Below are 20,292 nucleotides of genomic sequence, written 5' to 3' on the forward strand. Positions count from 1 at the left end.
CCGACCACCGCCGCGGCAGACCGACAGATCACGGCGTCTTGCCGGCTTGACTTGGAGATCGATGTTGGAGCGCATTACCAGAAACATCACGAGTGCGAGCATTTTTCTGGCAGTCTATTTCCTGCTGAACATCGTGCTCCGCATCGCATTGCCCCATACGCTTGATCTCGACGAGGCGGAACAATCGTTCTACTCGCAATATCTTCTGGCCGGCTACGGTCCGCAGCCTCCCTTCTACAACTGGATCCAATACGCCATCGTCTCGGTCACCGGAATCACGATGTGGGCGCTCTCGGTTCCGAAGAACATCATTCTCTTCGGCTGCTATCTTTTCTATGGGCTGGCTGCCCGCGAGGTGCTGAAGAACCGTCTGCTCGCACCCGTCGCTATGCTGAGCCTGATTACCCTGCCACAGGTCGGCCTGATGGCGCAGCGCGAACTGACCCATACCGTTGCCCTGCTGTTTGCGACCTCGCTCTTCCTCTTCGGCTTTTTTCGCACACTTCGGCAGCCGACGATCGGGAGCTACCTCGTCATCGGCATCGCCACCGGCATCGGCCTCATCTCAAAATACAATTTCGCCATCCTGCCGTTTGCCGCCTTCGTCGCGGTCCTGGTGGACCGAAAGTGGCGCAGCCGTCTGTTGGACTGGCGTCTGCTGCCGGCGTTCGCAATCGCCATTCTGATCATTCTGCCGCATGCGCTATGGCTGCCCGATAATCTCATCAGCGCTTCGGCCCCGACCATGGAGCGGATGACCGCCGAACACGAGGCCGCCGCTGGCCTTCCCCGCATCGGTCAGGGGCTGTTGTCCCTCGTCATCGCCGTCCTCGGCTTCGTCGCACTGCCCATCGTTCTCTTCGCAGCAGCCTTCCGACGGGATTTCTTCCGTGCGTTTTCCGCGTCCAGTCCGATGATCCGGGTCATCGAGCGAATGATGATCGTGAGCCTGCTCGCCTTCGTCGGTGTCGTCATCGTCGCCGGCGCGAGCGATATCCACGAGCGCTGGCTCGACCCGTGCCTACTCGTCATGCTGATCTATCTGTTCCTGAAGCTCGAAACCGCCGGCGTCGATCTTTCCGCCGGCCTAGCACGCTTCCGGCCTGTGGTGCCGGTCTTCATGCTCGTCATCCTGGCGATCCTTCTGCTCAGGATCGTCGGCATGCAATATACCGGCGTTTACACGAGAACGAACGTGCCCTTCGCGAATTTCGTTGACGAGCTGACCGCGACCCGCAAGCCGGTTCTCATCGTGGCGGGAACCAAGTTCGTGGCCGGCAACATGAAGCTGGAATTCCCCGACGTCCCCGTCGTGATCCCATTCTTTCCAGGCCCCGGGGTGCCTGAATATGCGGCTGCGAAGGGTCCTGTGCTCGTCGTCTGGCGCGGAGAAACCGCAAATGACCCCACCATTTCTCCCGACTTTGCCGATGATCTCGTGAAGTCGGGTATTCATCTGCAGGAGGTGAGGACGCTGACTCTTCCCTATCTTTTCGGTGACGGCAAACATACGTTCTCGATTGGTTATTCCTGGGTAGAAGGCGGCGCGAAGTAGGGTTGCGGCAAGTCGGCCGATTGCGGGGAAAGCGGCATTGCCCGCTGGCAACGGGCGGACACTTCATGTAGTAGGCTTCCGCAAGCGCGGTGGCGGCAGTAAGATTGCAAGGCCGCCCGGCCTTTTGGAGATGCAAAGTTGCAGACAACGGTAGAGCCCATTCGCGGCACGAATGATCCGGTACAATCGCTCGAGCTGTCGCTGGTCGTGCCCGTTTTCAACGAAGAGGAAAGCGTCGGCCCGCTGGTCGAGCGCATCGTTGCGGCGATGGCCGAGTATCCTCATCGCTGGGAACTGATCCTCGTCGACGACGGCAGCACGGATGCGACGCTCGTCAACGCCCGAAAATTCGTCGGCCGCAAGGGCCTGGCGCTCCGGATCGTCGAGCTGCAGCGTAATTTCGGCCAGACCGCCGCCATGCAGGCCGGCATCGATACCGCCCGGGGGCGGCTGATCGCGACGATGGACGGCGATCTGCAGAACGACCCGAAGGACATCCCTGCGATGGTCTCGGAGCTCGAGCGGCGCGAACTCGACCTGCTGGTCGGCTGGCGCAAGAACCGCAAGGACGGTCTGTTCCTGCGCAAGATCCCCTCCTGGTGCGCCAACTACCTGATCGGCCGCATCACCGGCGTCAAGCTGCACGACTACGGCTGCAGCCTGAAGATCTACCGGGCCTCGATCATCAAGCAGGTGAAGCTGATGGGCGAGATGCACCGCTTCATCCCAGCCTGGGTCGCCGGCGTCGTCCCGAGTTCGCGCATCGGCGAGATGGCCGTCACCCACCATGCCCGCGAGCACGGTGTTTCGAAATACGGCATCTCGCGCACCTTCCGCGTCATCCTCGACCTGCTGTCGGTGATGTTCTTCATGCGCTACAAAGCGCGGCCCGGCCATTTCTTCGGCTCGCTCGGTCTCGGTCTCGGCGCGGTTGCCATCTTGATCCTGCTCTATCTCGGGTTCGACAAGTTCATCATGGGCAACGATATCGGCACACGTCCGATGCTGATGGTCGGCGTCGTGCTCCTGCTTTCGTCGGTACAGATGATCACCACCGGTATCCTGGCGGAAATGATCGCGCGCACCTACTATCGTGACGATGCCTCCCCGAACTACATCGTCCGGGAGATCTTCGACGATCAAAGCCAAGCATAAGCCGGCAGCACGATGCTGAACCGGGCGACGAGGACGATCAAAACCGCGGCGCTGCTGCTTGCAGCCTATTTCGTGCTGAACATCGCGCTCAGGCTGGTACTTCCGCACGCGCTGGAACTCGACGAGGCCGAGCAGTCCTTCTTCTCGCAATATCTGCTGGCGGGTTATGGCCCGCAGCCGCCCTTCTACAACTGGATGCAATATGCCATCGTTTCGGTGACCGGCTTGTCGATGGGCGCGCTTGTCATCCCGAAGAACATCCTGCTCTTCCTGTGTTACCTCTTTTACGGCCTTGCCGGACGCGAGGCACTGAAGGACGAGAAGCTTGCCGCCGTCGGAATGATGGCATTGATCACCCTGCCCCAGGTCTCCTACATGGCGCAGCAGGATCTGACCCACACGACGGCGCTGCTCTTTGCCAGTTCGCTCTTCCTCTACGGCTTCTTCCGCACGCTCGAGCGGCCCGGCATCGGCAGCTACCTCCTGCTCGGGCTTGCGACTGGCATAGGGCTGATCTCGAAATATAATTTCGCGCTGATGCCCGTCGCGGCGCTGATCGCCGTCCTGCCCGATGCCGAATGGCGGCGCAGGGTGCTGGACTGGCGTATCCTGGCAGCGATCGCCGTCGCGCTCATCATCGTGCTGCCGCACGCGATCTGGCTGCGGAGCAACCTCGAATTCGCCTCCTCCGATACTCTGGTCAAAATGGCCGCCGGCAATGAACCGGCCGGAGCCTTGCGCATCGGCAAGGGCATTGTCGCCTTTGTCATCGCCATCATCGCCTTTGCGGCGCTGCCCATCGCCATTTTCGCCGCCGCCTTCCGCCGGAACTTTTTCAGGGCGCTCGCATCCGGAAACCGCTGGACGGGGATGATGGAGCGGATGATGCTTGCCAGCCTCGCCGGAATCCTTCTGATCGTTCTGTTCACCGGCTCCACGACGGTGCGTGAACGCTGGCTCGACCCATTCCTGCTGGTGCTGCCGATCTATTTCCTGGCAAAGATGCAGGCGGCCGGGCTCGACCTTTCCGCCGGACTGCGCCGCTTCCGACCCCTCGTGCCGGTGCTGATGGCCTGCGTCCTGGTGGCGCTCGGCTTCCGCGTCGTCGGCGCCGGGCTGATCGACACCTACAGCAGGCCGAATGTGCCGATGGCCGATCTCGCCCGCGGAATGACGCGACAGGCCGAACCTGCGCTGGTGATCGCCTCGGATACCTATGTCGGCGGGAACATGCGGCTGCAGTTTCCCGGCGTGCCCGTGGTGATCCCGGATTTCCCTGCACCCGGCATCCCGGCCTATGCGACATCGGACGGACCAGTGCTCATCGTCTGGCGCGGCAAGAAGACGGCGACGGTCGCCGATGCGGTCATGCCGGAGCGATTTTCATCGGCGCTGGCGGCGGCCGATATCGCACCGCAGGAGATCGGCGCCTTGTCGCTTCCCTATCATTTCGGTCGCCAGGGCGATAATTTCGCACTCGGCTATGCCTGGGTTCGGCCGGGAGCGAGATAGATGAGCGAGACCAGCCTTCGCGACGTCAGGTGGATTTTCATCCTGCTGGCCGCCTATTTCGCCCTTCAGATCGGTGTGAGGCTCGCGACATCGCATTCGCTCGATCTCGACGAGGCCGAACAGGCCTTTCGCTCACAATGGCTTGCCGCCGGTTATGGCCCGCAGCCGCCCTTCTACAATTGGCTGCAGTATGCCGTCTTCCAGTTTGCCGGCGTCTCGCTTGCCGCCCTGTCCGTCGTCAAGAACCTTCTGCTCTTTATCTCCTATCTGCTGTATGGCCTGACGGCGCGGCTCGTCCTGCGTGACAAGGCGCTCGTGGCAATCGCAACACTCGGGCTGCTCACCATTCCGCAGATGGTTTTCGAGATGCAGCGTGACCTGACGCACACGGTCGCGGTCTTCTTCTCGGCCAGCATCTTCTTCTACGGTTTCATCCGCAGCCTGAAGCAGCCGAGCCTTGCCTCCTATCTGATCGGGGGCATCGGCATCGGTTTCGGTCTGCTTGCCAAGTATAATTTCGCCATCCTACCGGCCGCTGCCCTGATTGCCGCGCTGGCGGATACACGCCTGCGGCCGCGAATCTTCGACCGGCGGCTGGCGCTGACCGTGATCGTGGCCCTCGTCATCATCCTGCCGCATCTCTTCTGGCTGAAGGACAATCTCGATTTCGCAACCGCGCGCACGCTGGAGAAGATGACGGCGAGCGGCCATGCGAGCTATCCGATGCAGGTCGCCATGGGCATCGGCTCGCTCGCTCTCGCCGTCATCAGCTTCGCCGGATTGACCATCGCAGTGTTCGCGATGGTCTTCGGCAAGAAGCTTCGCTCAGCGCTGACTGTCCAATCGGAATGGACACGGCTCCTCGAGCGGATGCTGCTCGTCTTCGTCATCGGCATCCTACTGTTGATCGTCTTCGGCGGCGCGGCCGGCATCAAGGATCGCTGGCTGGTGCCGATGCTCTTCATAGTGCCGCTTTATCTCTGCCTGAAGATCGACGCGGCAGGCATCGAGACCGGCAAGGCTTTCCGGCGCTTCATGCTCATCGTCGCCGTCATTATGATCGGCGTGCCGGCGGCCCTTTACGGCAGTGTGGCGAGCGCGCGCTTCACGGGTCACTACGAGCGCCTGAACAGGCCATATGCTGATATGCTGGAAACCTTGCGCAGGCAGGCCGAACCGGCGGCGATCCTTGCCGGCGACAGCCTGCTCGCCGGAAATCTCAGACAGGACATTCCCGGTATTCCCGTCCTTTCGGTCGATTATCCCGGCTTCAAGCCGGATGTCTCGGCAAGCCGCCCGCTTCTCCTCGTGTGGCTCATGCTGCGGGAGGAGAAAAACGAAGGGCTGCCGCCGGCCATGGGGCAATGGCTCCAGGTCAATCTCGGCGTATCCGCGCCCGACGCCGCGGTGATCGATGTGCCATATCTCTACGGGCGCGGCGACGACCGCTATCGCTTCGGTTATGCCTGGATCAACCAGGCCAACTGAACGACTTCATGATTTCAGCTCCTTCCAGGCCGCATCCAATGCCAGCCTGGTGATTCTCGCCATCTCGTCCACCTCAGCGTGGCTGATGACGAGTGGTGGCGAGGCGAGCATGCGGTCGCCGGTGGCGCGCAGCACCAGGCCGTTCGCCAATGCGTGATTGCGGACGAGCGCGCCGACCTGATCGGGCTTTTCGTAACGGGTGCGCGCGCTCTTGTCGGCAGTAAGCTGCAGGCCGCCCATGAGGCCAATGCTGACCGCCTCGCCGACAAGATCGTGTTCGGCCAGTGCTGCCCAGGCCTTGCCGAAGTAGGGACCGATATCGTCGCGCACGCGCTCGACCAGTTTTTCCTCCTCGATGATGCGCAGGTTTTCGAGTGCGGCGGCGGCGCAGACCGGATGGCCGGAATAGGTGAAGCCGTGATTGAAATCGCCGACCTCGTTGATCAGCACATCGGCGATGCGGCCGCTGACGAGCACGCCGCCGATCGGCAGATAGCCGAAGGAAAGCCCCTTGGCGATCGGCGCGAGATCGGGTTCGACGCTGAAATGCTGATGGCCGAACCAGGCGCCCAGGCGGCCGAACCCGCAGATCACCTCGTCGGTTACCAGCAGGATATTGCGCGTCTTGCAGATGCGGTCGATCTCAGGCCAGTAAGTCTCGGGCGGAATGATGACGCCGGCAGCCCCCTGCACCGGTTCGGCGACGAAGGCCGCGACATTTTCCTCGCCGAGTTCGTCGATCTTGGCTTCGAGCTCGCGGGCGACTTTCAGGCCGAATTCGGCGGGTGAGAGATCGCCGCCCTCGCCGTACCAATAGGGCTGCCCGATATGGACAATGCCTGATATCGGCAGATCGCCTTGCTCATGCATGTACTTCATGCCGCCGAGGCTGGCGCCAGCGACGGTCGAGCCGTGATAGCCGTTCCTCCTCGCGATCACGATCTTCTTGGACGGCTTGCCGACGGCGCTCCAATAGACGCGAGCCATGCGGAACCAGGTGTCGTTCGCTTCCGAACCGGAGCCGGTGAAGAAAATATGGTTGAACCGTTCGCCCGCATGCGACGTCACCTTCTGCGCCAGCAGCGCCGTCGGCGTGGAGGTCGTGCCGAAGAAAGTGTTGTAATAGGGCAGCTCGTTCATCTGCCTTGCAACCGCTTCGGCGATCTCTCGGCGGCCGTAGCCGATGTTGACGCACCAAAGGCCGGCGAAGCCGTCAAGATATTTTATGCCGTGACTATCGAAGATGTAGACGCCCTCTCCGCGCTGAATGATCCGCGTTCCCTCGGCGTTCAGCTTCTTCATGTCGGCGAAGGGGTGCAGATGGTGCGCGGCGTCTACCGCAGCAAGGTTGGAGGGCGGGTAAGTATCGGGCATCACTGGTAAAAGATCCTCGCGGATTGAAAGGCTGCTGTCGATGGGATAGGAGCTTGGCCTTGTCCCGGAGGATTTTCAAGGTTATGGTGAGCGACAGGATGGACGGCAAGGCCGATGGAGACCCACGTTTCGATATCCTGATCGTCGGCATGAATGGCGAGCTGCGCGGCAAACAGCTTCCGCCCGGCAGCGAAGGCAAAGTCTGGGCCGGCGAGATCCGCCTGCCGACATCGACACAGTCGCTCGACATCTGGGGCGACGACAATGACGACATCACCGGCCTGTCGCTGACCATCGGCGATCCCGACGGGATGGTCGTTCCAGACCGACGCAGCCTCGCGCCAATGCCCTGGGCGCCGGAGGGCTCGATGCAGGTCCTCGCCACCATGTGCGAATTCGACGGCACCCCGAGCTTCATGGATCCGCGCGCGATCCTCGCCTCGGTGGTCGAACGCTACAGGCTGCGCGGGCTGACGCCCGTCATCGCCACCGAGCTGGAATTCTATGTGATGTCCGCAGACTGGCGCGAGACCGGACGGCCTTCCCCGCCCGAAAGCCTCACCTATCGCGGCGAGCCGAATGGTTTCCAGCTCTACGACATGAGCGCCGTCGACGCGCTCGACAGCTATCTGCGGACGCTGAGGGCCTATGCCAAGGCGCAGGGGCTGCCGGCGGACGCGACGACCGCGGAATTCGGACCCGGCCAGTTCGAGGTCAATCTCATGCACCGACCCAGTGCGCTGGCGGCAGCCGACGACTGCCTTTATTTGAAGCGCATCGCCGAACAGGCGGCGCGCCGCCACGGGCTGAAATCGACCTGCATGGCCAAGCCCTATTCCGACCATGCCGGTTCCGGCCTGCATGTGCATGTAAGCGTCACCGACGAACAGGGCCGCAACATTCTCGACGCCAAAGGCGGCGAGCCGAAGCTGCTGAAATCGGTCACGGCAGGTATGCTCGACAGCATGCGCGAGGCGCAGCTGATCTTCGCCCCCTTCGCCAATTCCTACCGGCGCTTTCAGCCGGGCTCCTTCGCGCCCGTCGATCTGAGCTGGGGCAACGGCCATCGCGGCACGGCAGTCCGCATACCCGAAAAGGACGGGCCGGCCGCACGCATCGAGCATCGCGTCGCCGGCGCCGATGCCAATCCTTATCTGCTGCTGGCGGCGATCCTCGGCGGCATGCTCACCGGTCTCGACCGCGAGCTCGATCCCGGCGAGGAGACGACGCCCGCGCACACGCCCGCAGATACGAGGCGACTGACGCATGATTTCCTGAGCGCGGTCGAGACCTTCCGCACCTCGCCCTTCATCGCCGATATCTTCGGCAGCCGCTATCAGGCGCTCTATGGGGACACCAAGCGCAAGGAAGCGCTGGCGCATCTTCGCACGGTCTCCGATTTCGACTATCGCACCTACCTACCGCGTCTCTGAATCCTTCCGTTACGCCGCGGGTTCGCGGCGTTCGTCCGCATCGATCTGAGCCGCCAGACCCTGCTTGACGAGAACCTTCAGTTCGCCCGGATGCAGACGGATCAAGACGTCGCGTTCGAGCGGCAGCAGTTCCCCGTCCATCACGCAATTGGCCTTGGAGCGCAGCTTCGGGAAATGCAGGCGCACCTCGGCCGGGTGCATCACCATGACGTCCGCGTTCTCGCGGACCTTACCGCGCATCATATCGAAGGCAAGGCGGACGACACCGAGCGGTTTCAGCGGATTTGCCGTATAGAAGCCGAGTTCGCCGCTTCTCAGATTATCGGCATACAGCAGTGCATTTTCGCCAAACGGGTTGTTGGAGACCGAGACTGCCGAAACCCGGCGACGCTCGCGCATGCCGGCCGCTTCGAACTCGACCTCGAATTCGGGCGGATTGAAGATAACGCCGAGGGCCGCCTTCGTGCTTGCCCTGATCTTGCCCAGCCGCGAGCGATAGCTGTAGGAATTGCGATAGCGCACCATGCGGGCATGCAAGCCGGCGGAAAACTGATGAATGAAGGGGCGGCCGTTGGCGCTGGCAATATCGACATTGTCGATCTCGCCTGATGCAAGCACGTCGAGAGCCTGCCAGATATCGAGCGGCACGCGCAGCGAACGGGCAAAGAGGTTCATGGTGCCGGCCGGTACGACGCCTAGTGCGATACCGTTCTTCCAGGCGATCGATGCCGCCGCCGAAATCGTCCCGTCGCCGCCACCGGCGACGATGCCGTCGATATCGTTGCGCTTGGCCGCACGTTCCATGGCCGGAATGATTTCATTTCCAGAGAAAACGATCGCGTCGAAATCGTGCCCCGCATCGCGGAACGCTGCTTCCGCCCTCTTTTCGTAGGCCAGCATATCGGTGGTCTTGAAGGTACCGCCGTCGCGATTGAAAAAGCCTACAAGCTTCATGAGGGCTCCCGTCCCTGGCGCGGAAATCGTCCTGCCTTGCTCCTCAAATGGTTGCGGCACTGACGATTTCAAGCGCCGCCCTGGCGCGGCAGAAATGACAGAAATGCAAATTTTGCAACGGACATATGCACATAGCAGGACGCTGCACTGCGAAAAATGCACTCGACGCCTGTCGGCATATCACGGATAGATCAGACATCGCCATCTTCCTTCCCGCCATTTGTCCCGATCGCCTCGAGGCCGCACTTGGCCAGTGGCCTGCCGAGCAGAACCGTCCAGAGAGAGCTCCCATGAGTGAGATCGCCATCAACGATTCCATCGGTACCCAGCCTGCTGACGAGTTGCCGTCGGCAACGACCGTGGCTTTGGTTCAACTGGCGCTCGCTTGCGGCGGCTTCGGCATCGGCACCGGCGAATTCGCAATCATGGGGCTGCTGCCCAATGTGGCCGATACCTTCTCGGTGACGACGCCGCAGGCGGGATACGTCATCAGCGCCTATGCGCTCGGCGTCGTCGTCGGCGCGCCCGTCATCGCCGTGCTCGCCGCGAAGATGGCGCGCCGCACATTACTTTTGTTGCTGATGCTGGTCTTTGCCCTCGGCAATATCTCGAGCGCCGTGGCGCCGACCTTTGAGACCTTCACCGTCCTGCGCTTCATCACCGGCCTGCCGCATGGCGCCTATTTCGGCGTCGCCGCACTTGTGGCCGCCTCGATGGTGCCGATTCATCGGCGGGCACGCGCTGTCGGACGCGTCATGCTCGGACTGACTATCGCGACTCTGCTCGGCACGCCGCTGACGACGCTTTTCGGCCAATCGCTGGACTGGCGGGTTGCGTTCCTGTCGGTCGGGGTCGTCGGGCTGCTGACAGTGGCCTTGATTTGGGTCTATGTTCCGAAGGACAGGGTCTCCGAAGAAGCGAGTTTCTCACGCGAACTCGGCGCCTTCCGCCGACCACAGGTCTGGCTGACGCTCGGCATCGCCGCGGTCGGCTATGGCGGCATGTTCGCCATGTTCAGCTATATCGCCTCGACGACGACCGAGGTGGCGATGCTGCCGGCAAGCGCCGTTCCGGTCATGCTGGTGCTCTTCGGCATCGGCATGAATGCCGGCAATTTCATCGGCTCATGGCTCGCCGACAAGTCGCTGCTGGGCACGATCGGCGGATCGCTCGTTTACAATATCGTCGTGCTCACGACCTTCTCGCTGACCGCCGCCAACCCCTATATGCTTGGCCTCTCGGTCTTCTTCGTCGGTTGCGGTTTTGCCGCCGGCCCGGCGCTGCAGACGCGGCTGATGGATGTCGCCGCTGATGCGCAGACGCTGGCGGCCGCTTCCAACCATTCCGCCTTCAATATCGCCAATGCGATCGGCGCCTGGCTCGGCGGCCTCGTCATCGCCTGGGGTTACGGCTTTGCGGCCACGGGCTACGTCGGCGCAGCACTCTCCTTCCTTGGCCTCTTCGTCTTCGCAGCCTCAGCCCGCCTGGAGAGGCGCAGCCGGCGCGTGCAGCCCGCCTGAGGACATGCGCAACTCACGTCCTTCCGGGCTGCAGAAGACATAATCGTCGCCCCAGGCGGCAAGCGCATCGACGACCGGCTTCAGCGTCATGCCTAGCGGCGTCATCGCATACTCAACACGCGGCGGCACCACCGGGAAGACGGTACGCGACACCAGACCGGATCCTTCGAGTTCGCGCAACTGCTTCGTCAGCATCCGCTGGGTCACGGCCGGTAGCTTGCGGCGCAGTTCATTGAAGCGCAGCGTGCCCTTCATGAGGTGAAAGAGGATCACACCCTTCCATTTGCCGTCGAGGTAGCTCAGCGTCGCCTCTACAGGGCAACCGGGAAAATTCCTGACGAGTTTGGCGCGCGGCAACGACATTTACAGTATCCTTTTTGGTACTACGTACAGAATTTGTGCATTCTTGCGTTGCTCGAACATAGTGCGCATCTAGCTTCCGTGCAAAGAACACAGGAGTTTCCCATGCGCGCCGTCGCTTATAAAACCCCACAGCCCATTACCGCCGAGACCTCGCTGATCGATGTCGACTTGCCGATGCCGGAAGCTCGTGGCCACGATCTGCTCGTCGAGATCAAGGCGGTCTCCGTCAATCCCGTCGATGTGAAGGTGCGCGCCCATTCCGCGCCACCTACCGACGAACTGAAGGTGCTCGGTTGGGATGCCGCCGGTGTCGTCAAGGCCATCGGTGCTGACGTCACGCTGTTCAGGCCGGGCGACGAGGTGTTCTACTCCGGCGTCATCAGCCGTCCGGGCAGCTATGCCGAATTCCACCTCGTCGACGAGCGCATTGTCGGCAAAAAACCGAGGAGCCTCGATTTCGCGGCCGCAGCCGCCCTGCCGCTGACCTCGATCACCGCTTATGAGACGCTGTTCGACCGGCTGAAGGTGCAGGACCATATTGCGGGCCCGGCACGCTCCATCCTGATCATCGGCGGCGCAGGCGGGGTCGGCTCGATCGCCATCCAGATCGCCCGTTCTCTCACCGACCTCACCGTGATCGCAACGGCATCGCGGCCGGAAACGCAGGACTGGGTGAAGGCGCTCGGCGCACATCACGTCGTCGATCACTCCAAGCCGATCGCGCCTCAGGTGGCAGCGCTTGGTATCGGCGCGCCGGGATTCATTTTCTCGACAACCAATACCGACAGTCACATCGGCGACATCGTGGAAGCCATCGCGCCGCAGGGCCGCTTCGCACTGATCGACGATCCCAAGACACTCGACATCGTGCCCTTCAAGCGCAAGGCCATCTCCATTCATTGGGAGCTGATGTTCACCCGCCCGCTTTATGGCACGCCTGACATGATCGAGCAGCACAAGCTGCTGAACAAGATTTCCGAACTGGTCGACGCCGGACAGATCCGCACGACGCTCACCGAGACCGTCGGTCCGATCAATGCGGCAAATCTGAAGAAGGCACATGCGATGGTGGAAAGCGGCCGTATGAAGGGCAAGGCAGTGCTTGCAGGCTTCTGATTCGCACTTGCACGAAGGATTTTTAAGCCGTCAGCCGCAAGTCATTGCCACACGCCGGAATGCCGCACCGCACAGGTGCGACATTCTGGCGTTAAGCATTTATCCTGCTTGACTTTTTCGGCGTTCGGAGCCACCTAGCATGACACGTGGATGACATTCATCTTCCGCGCATTTCAACGGAGCCATCACTCAGATGCCAAGCGACAGTAACAGTCGATTGCCTTTGCCGTACGCGGCCGCCCTCGTGCGCTGACCGACTGCTGTCGGCTCGCCCGATCGGACGCTACGGCGGATCGACGGAAAGGCGAGCCTCAATGAATATCAACCGCTTCCCTCTTCGGGCAGGCCATGCCGCCCGCGCCTTCATCAACAATAGCCGCGGCGCAACGATCGCCGAACGCGTCGAAGCTATGAATGCGCTCAGCGTCCAGGATGCCGGGCGGGTGCTGTCGGGCATGCCGCTCGACTATGCTGTCAATATGCTCGACCGGCCGGAGCTTCGCAACGCCGCCCAGATCCTCGCGCTGATCAGCGCCGAGGACGCCGCACGGCTGATGCACGGCATGTCCAACGACCGCGTCGCCGACGTGCTGCTCGAACTCGATGGCGAGACCCGGGCCCGGCTGTTCTCCAGCCTCGACGAGCCGGTGCGCGTCGCCATCCAGCACCTGATGGGCTATCCGCCGCGCACGGCGGGCGGCATCATGACGACGGAATTCGTCAGTGTCCCCAACAGCTGGACCGTTGCCCAGACGCTCGACCATGTACGCCAGGTCGAACGCTCACGCGAGACGGTTTACGCTATCTACGTGCTCGATGAGTTGAGCCATGCGCTCCAGCATGTGGTGACGCTGCGCCGCCTCATCACCGGCGAGCCGGATGCATCCATCCTCTCCGTGGCTCAGAAGGGCGCGCCGGTTTCGGCCGATCCGCTGATGAAGCAGGAGGACGTCGCCCGGCTGATCCGCAAGCACGATCTGCTCGCCCTGCCTGTCATCGACGAACAAGGGCAGGTGCTCGGCATCGTCACCGTTGACGATGTGATCGACACGATGATCGCAGACACGACGGAAGCCGCCCAGAAGTTCGGCGGCATGGAGGCGCTCGGCCAGCCCTATATGAAGATCGGCTTCGCCGGCATGATCCGCAAGCGCGCCGGCTGGCTCGCCGCCCTCTTCCTCGGCGAGATGCTGACAGCAAGCGCCATGCAGCATTTCGAAGGCGAGCTCGAAAAGGCCGTGGTGCTGACGCTGTTCATCCCGCTGATCATGAGCTCGGGCGGCAATTCGGGTTCCCAGGCCACTTCGCTGATCATAAGGGCGCTGGCGCTCGGCGAATTGAAGCTTTCGGACTGGTGGAAGGTGCTGTTGCGCGAACTGCCGACCGGCATCGTGCTCGGCGCGATCCTCGGCCTCGTCGGCTTCGTCCGCATCGTCTTCTGGCAATCGGCGGGGCTCTACAATTACGGTCCGCACTGGCCGATGGTCGCCGTCACGGTGTTTGCCGCGCTGATCGGAATCGTCACATTCGGCTCGATCTGCGGTTCGATGCTGCCATTCATGCTGCAGAAACTCCGACTCGATCCGGCCAGCGCCTCTGCGCCCTTTGTCGCGACGCTGGTCGACGTCACCGGCCTCGTCATCTACTTCTCGGTGGCGCTGCTCATCCTCAGCGGGACGCTGCTGTAGCGCATGCGCAACCGGCTAGATGTGCCCCTCACCCTGCCTCTCCCTGCACGCGGGGAGAGGGGACCTGCCTTGCGAGAGATTGGTGAGAAAGGAGAGGTTGCGGCGCTACTCTCTTCGCCCCGTTTACGAGGAGAAGGTGCCGGCAGGCGGATGAGGCGTGGGCTCCACGCCCTATCCAAGAAAAACCTTTGGAAAATCACCTTCCCTCAGGCAGCTTCAGCGGCCCATGAGTCTTTATGCTGCGGATGGCGAAGTTCGAGCGGATGTCGCTGACGTTCGGCAAAGTCAGCAGCGTCTCCGTCAGCAGCCGTTCATAGGCGGCGAGATCCTCCACCACCACTTCGGCTAGGAAGTCGGCCGTACCTGAGATCAGAAAGCAGGAGACGATCTCGGGAATGGCGAGCAGCGCCTTCTGCTGCGCCTCGGAATTTTCGCGACTGTGATGCACCACCTTAAATTCGACGAAGACCGTCAGGCCGAGACCGACCTCCTTGCGGTCAATATCGGCGGTGTAACCGCGGATGATACCGGAGCGTTCGAGATTGCGGATGCGGCGCAGGCAGGGCGACGGCGAGAGGTTCACTTTCTCGGCGATCTCGACATTGGTGGCGCGCGCATCCTCCTGCAGGCATTTCAGGATGGCAATATCGAATTTATCGAGATTTGGCATTTTCCATAGATCCATCGGCATCATTTGGCAGAAGATTGCGTATAGCACGATTTTCAAGCCACAGATAGCAAGGACATGCCCCGGCCTCCGGCGCTAATCTTCTTTTCAACCGGACAGGATCCGGATCGAGGAAAGGATTGGGACTATGAGCACGATCGCATTTTCAAACGACAAATCACCTTCGCAGACGCTCGGTTATGCCGCCGGCAGCGTCACCGTGTTGATCTGGGCGAGCTGGTTTCTGGCAACCCGCCACAGTGCCGCGACGTCGCTCGGTTCGATCGATATCGGCCTTATCCGCTTCGGCATCCCGGCGCTTGCGCTTTCGCCGGTCTGGCTCCGCACTGGCCTGTTGCCGAAGGGTCTGCCGCTCCATCTGCTGGCGATCATGGTCGCCGGCTGCGGCGCGATCTTCTTCCTGGTGACAACGCTCGCCATCCACTCCACACCGGCCGCCTCATCCGGCATCCTGCTCGGCGGCTCCATGCCGCTTGCAACCGCATTGATCGGCATTCTGTTGTTTCGGGAGCGGCCGGATGCCACATGCATTGCCGGGCTGGCGGCAATCGTCGGCGGCGTGATGATCCTGCTCGTCCGCAGCCTTGCCGATGCCTCCCTGCCCTGGACGAGCTTCGTCCTGCTGCCGGCCGGCGCCGTGCTCTGGGCAAGCTACACCCATGCCTTCCGCCGCTCGGGTCTGACGGCCATTCAGGCCAGCGCGCTGATTGCAGCCTGGTCCTTCCTGATCATGGCCGTGCTCGCACTCGTCTTCGGTATCTCGCTGCAGCAGGCCCCGCTTGCCGAGATCGGACTGCAGGCGTTGAGCCAGGGCATTCTGTCAGGCCTCGTCGCCATGGTCGCCTATGGCACGGCGGTCCGCATCCTCGGGGGAACGCAGGCCGCCGCCTTTACGGCATTGACGCCTGTTCTTGCCACTGTCGGCGGCGGCTTCCTCCTTGGTGAAACGATCGGTCTTGCCGAAATCAGTGCAGCAGTGATCACTGGCATCGGCGTCGCGCTTTCAACCGGTATCGCTGCACGACGCTGACCATCAGCCACAATCGATAATATCAAGCCGCCGGCAGCCCTCGCTGCCGCGGCTTTTCAGTGTGTTCTCGATCGCTCAGGCCTGGATGACGACGACCCTGGCGCCGACCTCGACGCGACCATAGAGATCGATGACATCGTGATTCATCATGCGGATACAGCCGCTCGACATGGCGAGACCAATCGATTCCGGCTGATTGGTGCCGTGGATCCGAAAATGCGTGTCGTTGCCGCCGCGATAGAGATACATTGCCCGCGCGCCGAGAGGATTGTTCGGGCCACCGGGCATACCGCCGGCGAGCCTGCGATAGCGTTCCTCGCGACGCTGCATGTTTTCCGTCGGCGTCCAGCTCGGCCACTCGGCCTTGCGCCCGATATAGGCGTTGCCGGCAAAGGCCAGCCCCTCGCGGCCAACACCGACGCCATATCGCATCGCCCTGCCGTCACCGAGGACGTAGTAGGCGCGACGCGCCGGCGTGTCGACGACGATCGTGCCCGGCGCATGTGTGGTTTCATAGGCGACTTCCTGGCGGCGAAATTCCGGCTTGATCTTATCGATCGGCACCTGCCTCAGCGGAAACTTTTCATCCGGAAGTGCTGCATAATTCGTCTGGCTATTGAGGCCGGTCGAGGAGCAGCCGGCGACAAAAAGCGGCAGAACGATCAGAAAGCCCCGGCGGGAGATCGTCATGAATGTGTCCTTAGTGCGTCAACAACATGTCGCAAGCTAAGGAATTTATGGTTAACGAACGGCTAACGGCAGCCGACGAAAGGCGATCACGAAGACGTCAGCGGTCGAAATCACCGCCGATGTCGGCGATGCACCTCACATATTCGGATAGACCGGCCCCTCGCCGCCCTGCGGCGGCACCCAGTTGATGTTTTGGTTCGGGTCCTTGATGTCGCAAGTCTTGCAGTGCACGCAGTTCTGGGCGTTGATAACGAAGGTCTTGTCGCCATCCTTCTCCACCCATTCGTAGACGCCGGCCGGACAGTAGCGCGTCGACGGGCCGGCATAGATGCCGAGCTCGGAGCTCTTCTGCAGCGCCATGTCCTTGACCTGCAGATGCACGGGCTGGTCTTCCTCGTGATTGGTGTTCGACAGGAACACCGAGGACAGACGGTCGAAGGTCAGAACGCCATCCGGTTTCGGATAGGCGATCGGTTTGTGGTTGGCGGCCGGCTCCAGAGACTGTGCATCCGTCTTGCCGTGCTTCAGCGTGCCGAAGAAGGAGAAGCCCAACAGCGTGTTCACCCACATGTCGAGGCCACCGAGCGCGACGCCGACGGCCGTGCCGAACTTCGACCACAGCGGCTTGACGTTGCGCACCCGCTTCAGGTCGCGGCCAATGTCTGTGGCGCGCCATTCATTCTCGATCTCGACCACTTCGTCATGGCTGCGGCCTGATCCAATCGCCGCGGCGATCTTCTCGGCCGCCAGCATGCCCGACAGCACCGCATTGTGGCTGCCCTTGATGCGCGGCACGTTGACGAGACCGGCCGAACAGCCGATCAGCGCGCCGCCGGGGAAGGAAAGCTTCGGCACCGACTGATAGCCGCCCTCGGTGATCGCACGCGCCCCATAGGACAGCCGCTTGCCGCCCTCGAAGGTGGATCGGATCGCCGGATGGGTCTTGAAGCGCTGGAACTCCTCGAAGGGATAGAGATAGGGGTTCTTGTAGTTCAGGTGGACGACGAAGCCGACGGCCACCAGATTGTCTTCGAGATGATAGAGGAAGGAGCCGCCGCCGGTTTTCATGCCAAGCGGCCAGCCGAAGGAGTGCTGCACCAGACCGGGCTTGTGATTCTCCGGCTTGACCTGCCAGAGCTCCTTGATGCCGATGCCGAATTTCTGCGGCTCGCGGTCCTTCTGCAGGTCGAACTTGGCGATCAGTTGCTTGGCGAGCGAACCACGCACGCCTTCGCCGATCAGCGTATATTTGCCGCGCAGCTCCATGCCGCGGGTGTAGTTGGGACCAGGCTCGCCATTCTTCTCGATGCCCATATCGCCAGTGGCAACGCCGATCACCGCGCCTTTGTCATCGTACAGCACTTCGACGGCGGCAAAGCCCGGATAGATCTCGACGCCGAGTTCTTCTGCTTTGCCAGCCAGCCAGCGACAGACATTGCCGAGCGAGACGATGTAGTTGCCGTGATTGTTCATCAAGGGCGGCATCAGGATGTTCGACAGACGGATCGAGCCGGCGGGGCCGAGGACCAGGAAGTGGTCGGCGGTCACCTCGGTCTTGAAGGGATGGCCTTCCTCCTTGCGCCAGCCGGGCAGCAGCCGGTCGATGCCAATGGGATCGACGACGGCGCCGGAGAGGATATGGGCGCCGACCTCGGCCCCCTTCTCCAGCACCACGACGGACAGTTCCGGATTGACCTGCTTCAGCCGGATCGCCGCCGCCAGACCGGCAGGACCGGCGCCGACGATCACAACGTCGAATTCCATGCTCTCGCGTTCGGGCAGCTCAGTCGTCTCGGTCATTCATTCGTCTCCGCTTGGCCAGTGGCCATCATCCCATGGCCACTGTCTTGTCAAAACCGCGAAGCATTGTCGAGCCGGGATGCGACAGCCAATCCTCAATTCGCACAAAGACATTCCAGCCGATGCGAGACTTACGGTACCGCTTACGTTAACGTCAATTGTGAAACCCGCGAGACCACAGTCGTCCCTTTCCTTTTTTGTCGTCCGCGCCTTATACATCCCTCGAAGACATCGGAGGAAATCATGGATCTCGGTATCAAGGGCAAACGGGCGCTCGTTCTTGCCTCCTCGCGCGGGCTTGGCCTCGGCATCGCCACAGCACTCGCGCGCGAAGGCGCAAACGTGCTGCTGTGCGGACGCAGCGGCGAACAGCTGGAGGCCAATTGCGCGGCGATCAACAGCGAAGGCAATGGCCGGGCCGACTGGATCTGGGCCGATCTTGGCGATGAGCGCTTCGTAGAGACGGCAACGACGGCAGTGAAGGAGAAGTTCGGCGGCATCGACATCCTCGTCAACAATACCGGCGGGCCAACGCCCGGCACGACGGAGGAGATGACGGCCGAAAAGCTCGAAACCTATTTCCTCTCCATGGTCGCCCGGGTGATCACGCTCACCAATGCGCTGCTGCCTGACATGAAGGCGCAAGGCTGGGGCCGCATCCTGACGGTCGCCTCATCAGGCGTGATCGAACCGATCGCGAACCTGGCGCTGTCGAACACGCTGCGCCCGGCGCTTGCCGGCTGGAGCAAGACGCTTGCCTCCGAAGTGGCGAGCTCCGGCATCACCACCAACCTGCTTCTGCCGGGCAGCATCCTGACCAGGCGGCTCGACGACCTCGACGGCGCCGCGGCAAAGCGGACGGGCAAAAGCCTCGAGGAAATCCGCGCCGACAAGGAAGCGCGCATTCCTGTCGGCCGCTACGGCAGGGTCGAGGAATTTGCCGCAACGGCCGCCTTCCTGTGCAGCCAGCCGGCAAGCTACATTACCGGCTCGCTCATCCGCTGCGACGGCGGCGCCGCACGGTCCGTCTAGAGCCGCTCAGGCCGCACGGGCCGCCACGGCGGCCCAGGTCGCCGCGTTCCGGATCATCTGTTCGACATTGGCTGGATCGTCGGCAAGTTCGGCGAGTTCGGAAAGCCGATGGAAACCCGTCAGGATCGCAATGCGCCGCCGGTCGAGCCTGCGTCCGGTCAGCATTTCATAGGCAGAGACGATGCGCGCGGTCAGATCGGGCGAGATGAAGTTCGAATAGATGAACTCCTGGTGCAACGGACCGAAACCTGAATCGGCGAAATCGTAAATGCCGTTGAGCTTACCGTGCCCGTGATCGAATGCCATATTCCAGCCGTGGCCATCGAAGAAACCAAAGACGCTGCCGAAGGGATCCGGCGGCAAGGCTTCGAAATCCGAAACAACGCTTTCCGCAAAGCCCTTGATATCAGCCGGCAGCAGCGGCAAAGCCTTCGTCCGAACCGCCTCCGGCGATTGCCATGGCTGGATCGCTCCGGCGCCGGCCGCCCGTAGAAGATCGGCATCGAGCGCGTGCAACTCGGCGTAAAATCGCGCGAGGTCATCCGCGAGCCGCTGACGGTCGCCCTCCCGAAGCGCATCGTAGTCTTCGGCAATAAGGTGTTCACCCTCGAGCTTGGCGTGGCTGGAGAAGATCGGCGGCCCATCGTGAATGCGCATGTCGGGAACCGCCATCGACAGCGACGGTCGGACGACATCGAGCAAAGCGGCTTCTTTCACAAGCGCTCTTTCGGCGCCTATATGGCGGGGAAACTTGAAGATCAGCGTGTCATCGACGTCGATCGCGATCGAATCCCAGTCCTTTGCCGCCAGCTTGAAGACGGAGCCGGTCAGTTCGGGAAATACGCTTGTGACGACAGAGCGAAATTCGCTGGCATCCAATTCAGTCATGACGAG

General features: G+C 62.0%; 17 protein-coding genes. 10 read left to right on the forward strand and 7 right to left on the reverse strand.

The features are described 5' to 3' along the window. The first annotated feature begins 61 nt into the window (after positions 1 to 61). The 4 genes from CO660_RS17465 (at position 62) to CO660_RS17480 (ending at position 5,710) form a co-directional block, all read left to right on the forward strand. Positions 62 to 1,555: a glycosyltransferase family 39 protein gene (locus CO660_RS17465; protein ID WP_097599791.1), complete on the forward strand. Its 1,494-nt coding sequence runs from the start codon at positions 62 to 64 to the stop codon at positions 1,553 to 1,555. Positions 1,556 to 1,693: 138 nt separating this feature from the next. Continuing rightward, positions 1,694 to 2,710: a glycosyltransferase family 2 protein gene (locus CO660_RS17470; RefSeq protein ID WP_085777531.1), complete on the forward strand. Its 1,017-nt coding sequence runs from the start codon at positions 1,694 to 1,696 to the stop codon at positions 2,708 to 2,710. A gap of 12 nt (positions 2,711 to 2,722) precedes the next feature. Then, a complete protein-coding gene (locus tag CO660_RS17475; RefSeq protein WP_097599792.1) occupies positions 2,723 to 4,222 on the forward strand; it encodes a glycosyltransferase family 39 protein in 1,500 nt (499 codons plus the stop codon). Beyond that, positions 4,223 to 5,710 (forward strand): glycosyltransferase family 39 protein, encoded by a 1,488-nt coding sequence (locus tag CO660_RS17480; RefSeq protein WP_097599793.1) that lies wholly within the window; start codon positions 4,223 to 4,225, stop codon positions 5,708 to 5,710. Positions 5,711 to 5,716: 6 nt separating this feature from the next. On the opposite strand, the gene CO660_RS17485 is transcribed toward CO660_RS17480, so the two are convergent. Beyond that, positions 5,717 to 7,084 (reverse strand): aspartate aminotransferase family protein, encoded by a 1,368-nt coding sequence (locus CO660_RS17485; RefSeq protein ID WP_097599794.1) that lies wholly within the window; start codon positions 7,082 to 7,084, stop codon positions 5,717 to 5,719. An 83-nt stretch (positions 7,085 to 7,167) separates the two neighbouring features. Between CO660_RS17485 and CO660_RS17490 the strand changes: the two genes are divergently transcribed. Further along, entirely contained in the window at positions 7,168 to 8,517 is a 1,350-nt protein-coding gene (locus tag CO660_RS17490; protein WP_097599795.1) for a glutamine synthetase family protein, read from the forward strand. A 9-nt stretch (positions 8,518 to 8,526) separates the two neighbouring features. On the opposite strand, the gene CO660_RS17495 is transcribed toward CO660_RS17490, so the two are convergent. Then, positions 8,527 to 9,471, reverse strand: a complete 945-nt coding sequence (locus CO660_RS17495) for a diacylglycerol kinase family protein (RefSeq protein ID WP_097599796.1) — start codon at positions 9,469 to 9,471, stop codon at positions 8,527 to 8,529. 290 nt (positions 9,472 to 9,761) lie between these two features. On the opposite strand from CO660_RS17495, the gene CO660_RS17500 reads away from it, so the two are divergent. Next, positions 9,762 to 10,991, forward strand: coding sequence for an MFS transporter (locus CO660_RS17500; RefSeq protein ID WP_097599797.1), 1,230 nt, complete (start codon positions 9,762 to 9,764; stop codon positions 10,989 to 10,991). On the opposite strand, the gene CO660_RS17505 is transcribed toward CO660_RS17500, so the two are convergent. Next, positions 10,947 to 11,354, reverse strand: coding sequence for a helix-turn-helix domain-containing protein (locus CO660_RS17505; RefSeq protein ID WP_097599798.1), 408 nt, complete (start codon positions 11,352 to 11,354; stop codon positions 10,947 to 10,949). The two genes, CO660_RS17500 and CO660_RS17505, sit on opposite strands and share 45 nt — an antisense overlap. 102 nt (positions 11,355 to 11,456) lie before the next feature. Here CO660_RS17505 and CO660_RS17510 point away from each other — a divergent pair, with 102 nt between their 5' ends. Next, positions 11,457 to 12,470 carry a zinc-binding alcohol dehydrogenase family protein gene (locus tag CO660_RS17510; RefSeq protein ID WP_097599799.1) on the forward strand — a complete coding sequence of 338 codons (1,014 nt, stop codon included), beginning with the start codon at positions 11,457 to 11,459 and terminating at the stop codon, positions 12,468 to 12,470. Positions 12,471 to 12,784: 314 nt separating this feature from the next. Continuing rightward, positions 12,785 to 14,158: a magnesium transporter gene (gene mgtE / locus CO660_RS17515; protein WP_097599800.1), complete on the forward strand. Its 1,374-nt coding sequence runs from the start codon at positions 12,785 to 12,787 to the stop codon at positions 14,156 to 14,158. Positions 14,159 to 14,354: 196 nt separating this feature from the next. On the opposite strand, the gene CO660_RS17520 is transcribed toward mgtE, so the two are convergent. Then, positions 14,355 to 14,828, reverse strand: coding sequence for an Lrp/AsnC family transcriptional regulator (locus CO660_RS17520; protein ID WP_041678850.1), 474 nt, complete (start codon positions 14,826 to 14,828; stop codon positions 14,355 to 14,357). A gap of 145 nt (positions 14,829 to 14,973) precedes the next feature. On the opposite strand from CO660_RS17520, the gene CO660_RS17525 reads away from it, so the two are divergent. Next, positions 14,974 to 15,876: a DMT family transporter gene (locus CO660_RS17525; RefSeq protein ID WP_097599801.1), complete on the forward strand. Its 903-nt coding sequence runs from the start codon at positions 14,974 to 14,976 to the stop codon at positions 15,874 to 15,876. 75 nt (positions 15,877 to 15,951) lie between these two features. On the opposite strand, the gene CO660_RS17530 is transcribed toward CO660_RS17525, so the two are convergent. After that, a complete protein-coding gene (locus CO660_RS17530) occupies positions 15,952 to 16,566 on the reverse strand; it encodes a L,D-transpeptidase (RefSeq protein WP_097599802.1) in 615 nt (204 codons plus the stop codon). Positions 16,567 to 16,701: 135 nt separating this feature from the next. Continuing rightward, positions 16,702 to 18,366 carry an electron transfer flavoprotein-ubiquinone oxidoreductase gene (locus CO660_RS17535; protein WP_097599803.1) on the reverse strand — a complete coding sequence of 555 codons (1,665 nt, stop codon included), beginning with the start codon at positions 18,364 to 18,366 and terminating at the stop codon, positions 16,702 to 16,704. A gap of 243 nt (positions 18,367 to 18,609) precedes the next feature. On the opposite strand from CO660_RS17535, the gene CO660_RS17540 reads away from it, so the two are divergent. Further along, positions 18,610 to 19,398 carry an SDR family oxidoreductase gene (locus tag CO660_RS17540; protein WP_097599804.1) on the forward strand — a complete coding sequence of 263 codons (789 nt, stop codon included), beginning with the start codon at positions 18,610 to 18,612 and terminating at the stop codon, positions 19,396 to 19,398. 6 nt (positions 19,399 to 19,404) lie between these two features. Here the strand turns inward: CO660_RS17540 and CO660_RS17545 are convergent, their stop codons facing one another. Further along, positions 19,405 to 20,286, reverse strand: coding sequence for an aminoglycoside phosphotransferase family protein (locus CO660_RS17545; RefSeq protein WP_097599805.1), 882 nt, complete (start codon positions 20,284 to 20,286; stop codon positions 19,405 to 19,407). Between the last annotated feature and the right edge of the window lie 6 nt (positions 20,287 to 20,292).

Origin of the sequence: Rhizobium sp. L9, from assembly GCF_002531885.1 — a bacterium.
Taxonomy (GTDB): domain Bacteria; phylum Pseudomonadota; class Alphaproteobacteria; order Rhizobiales; family Rhizobiaceae; genus Rhizobium.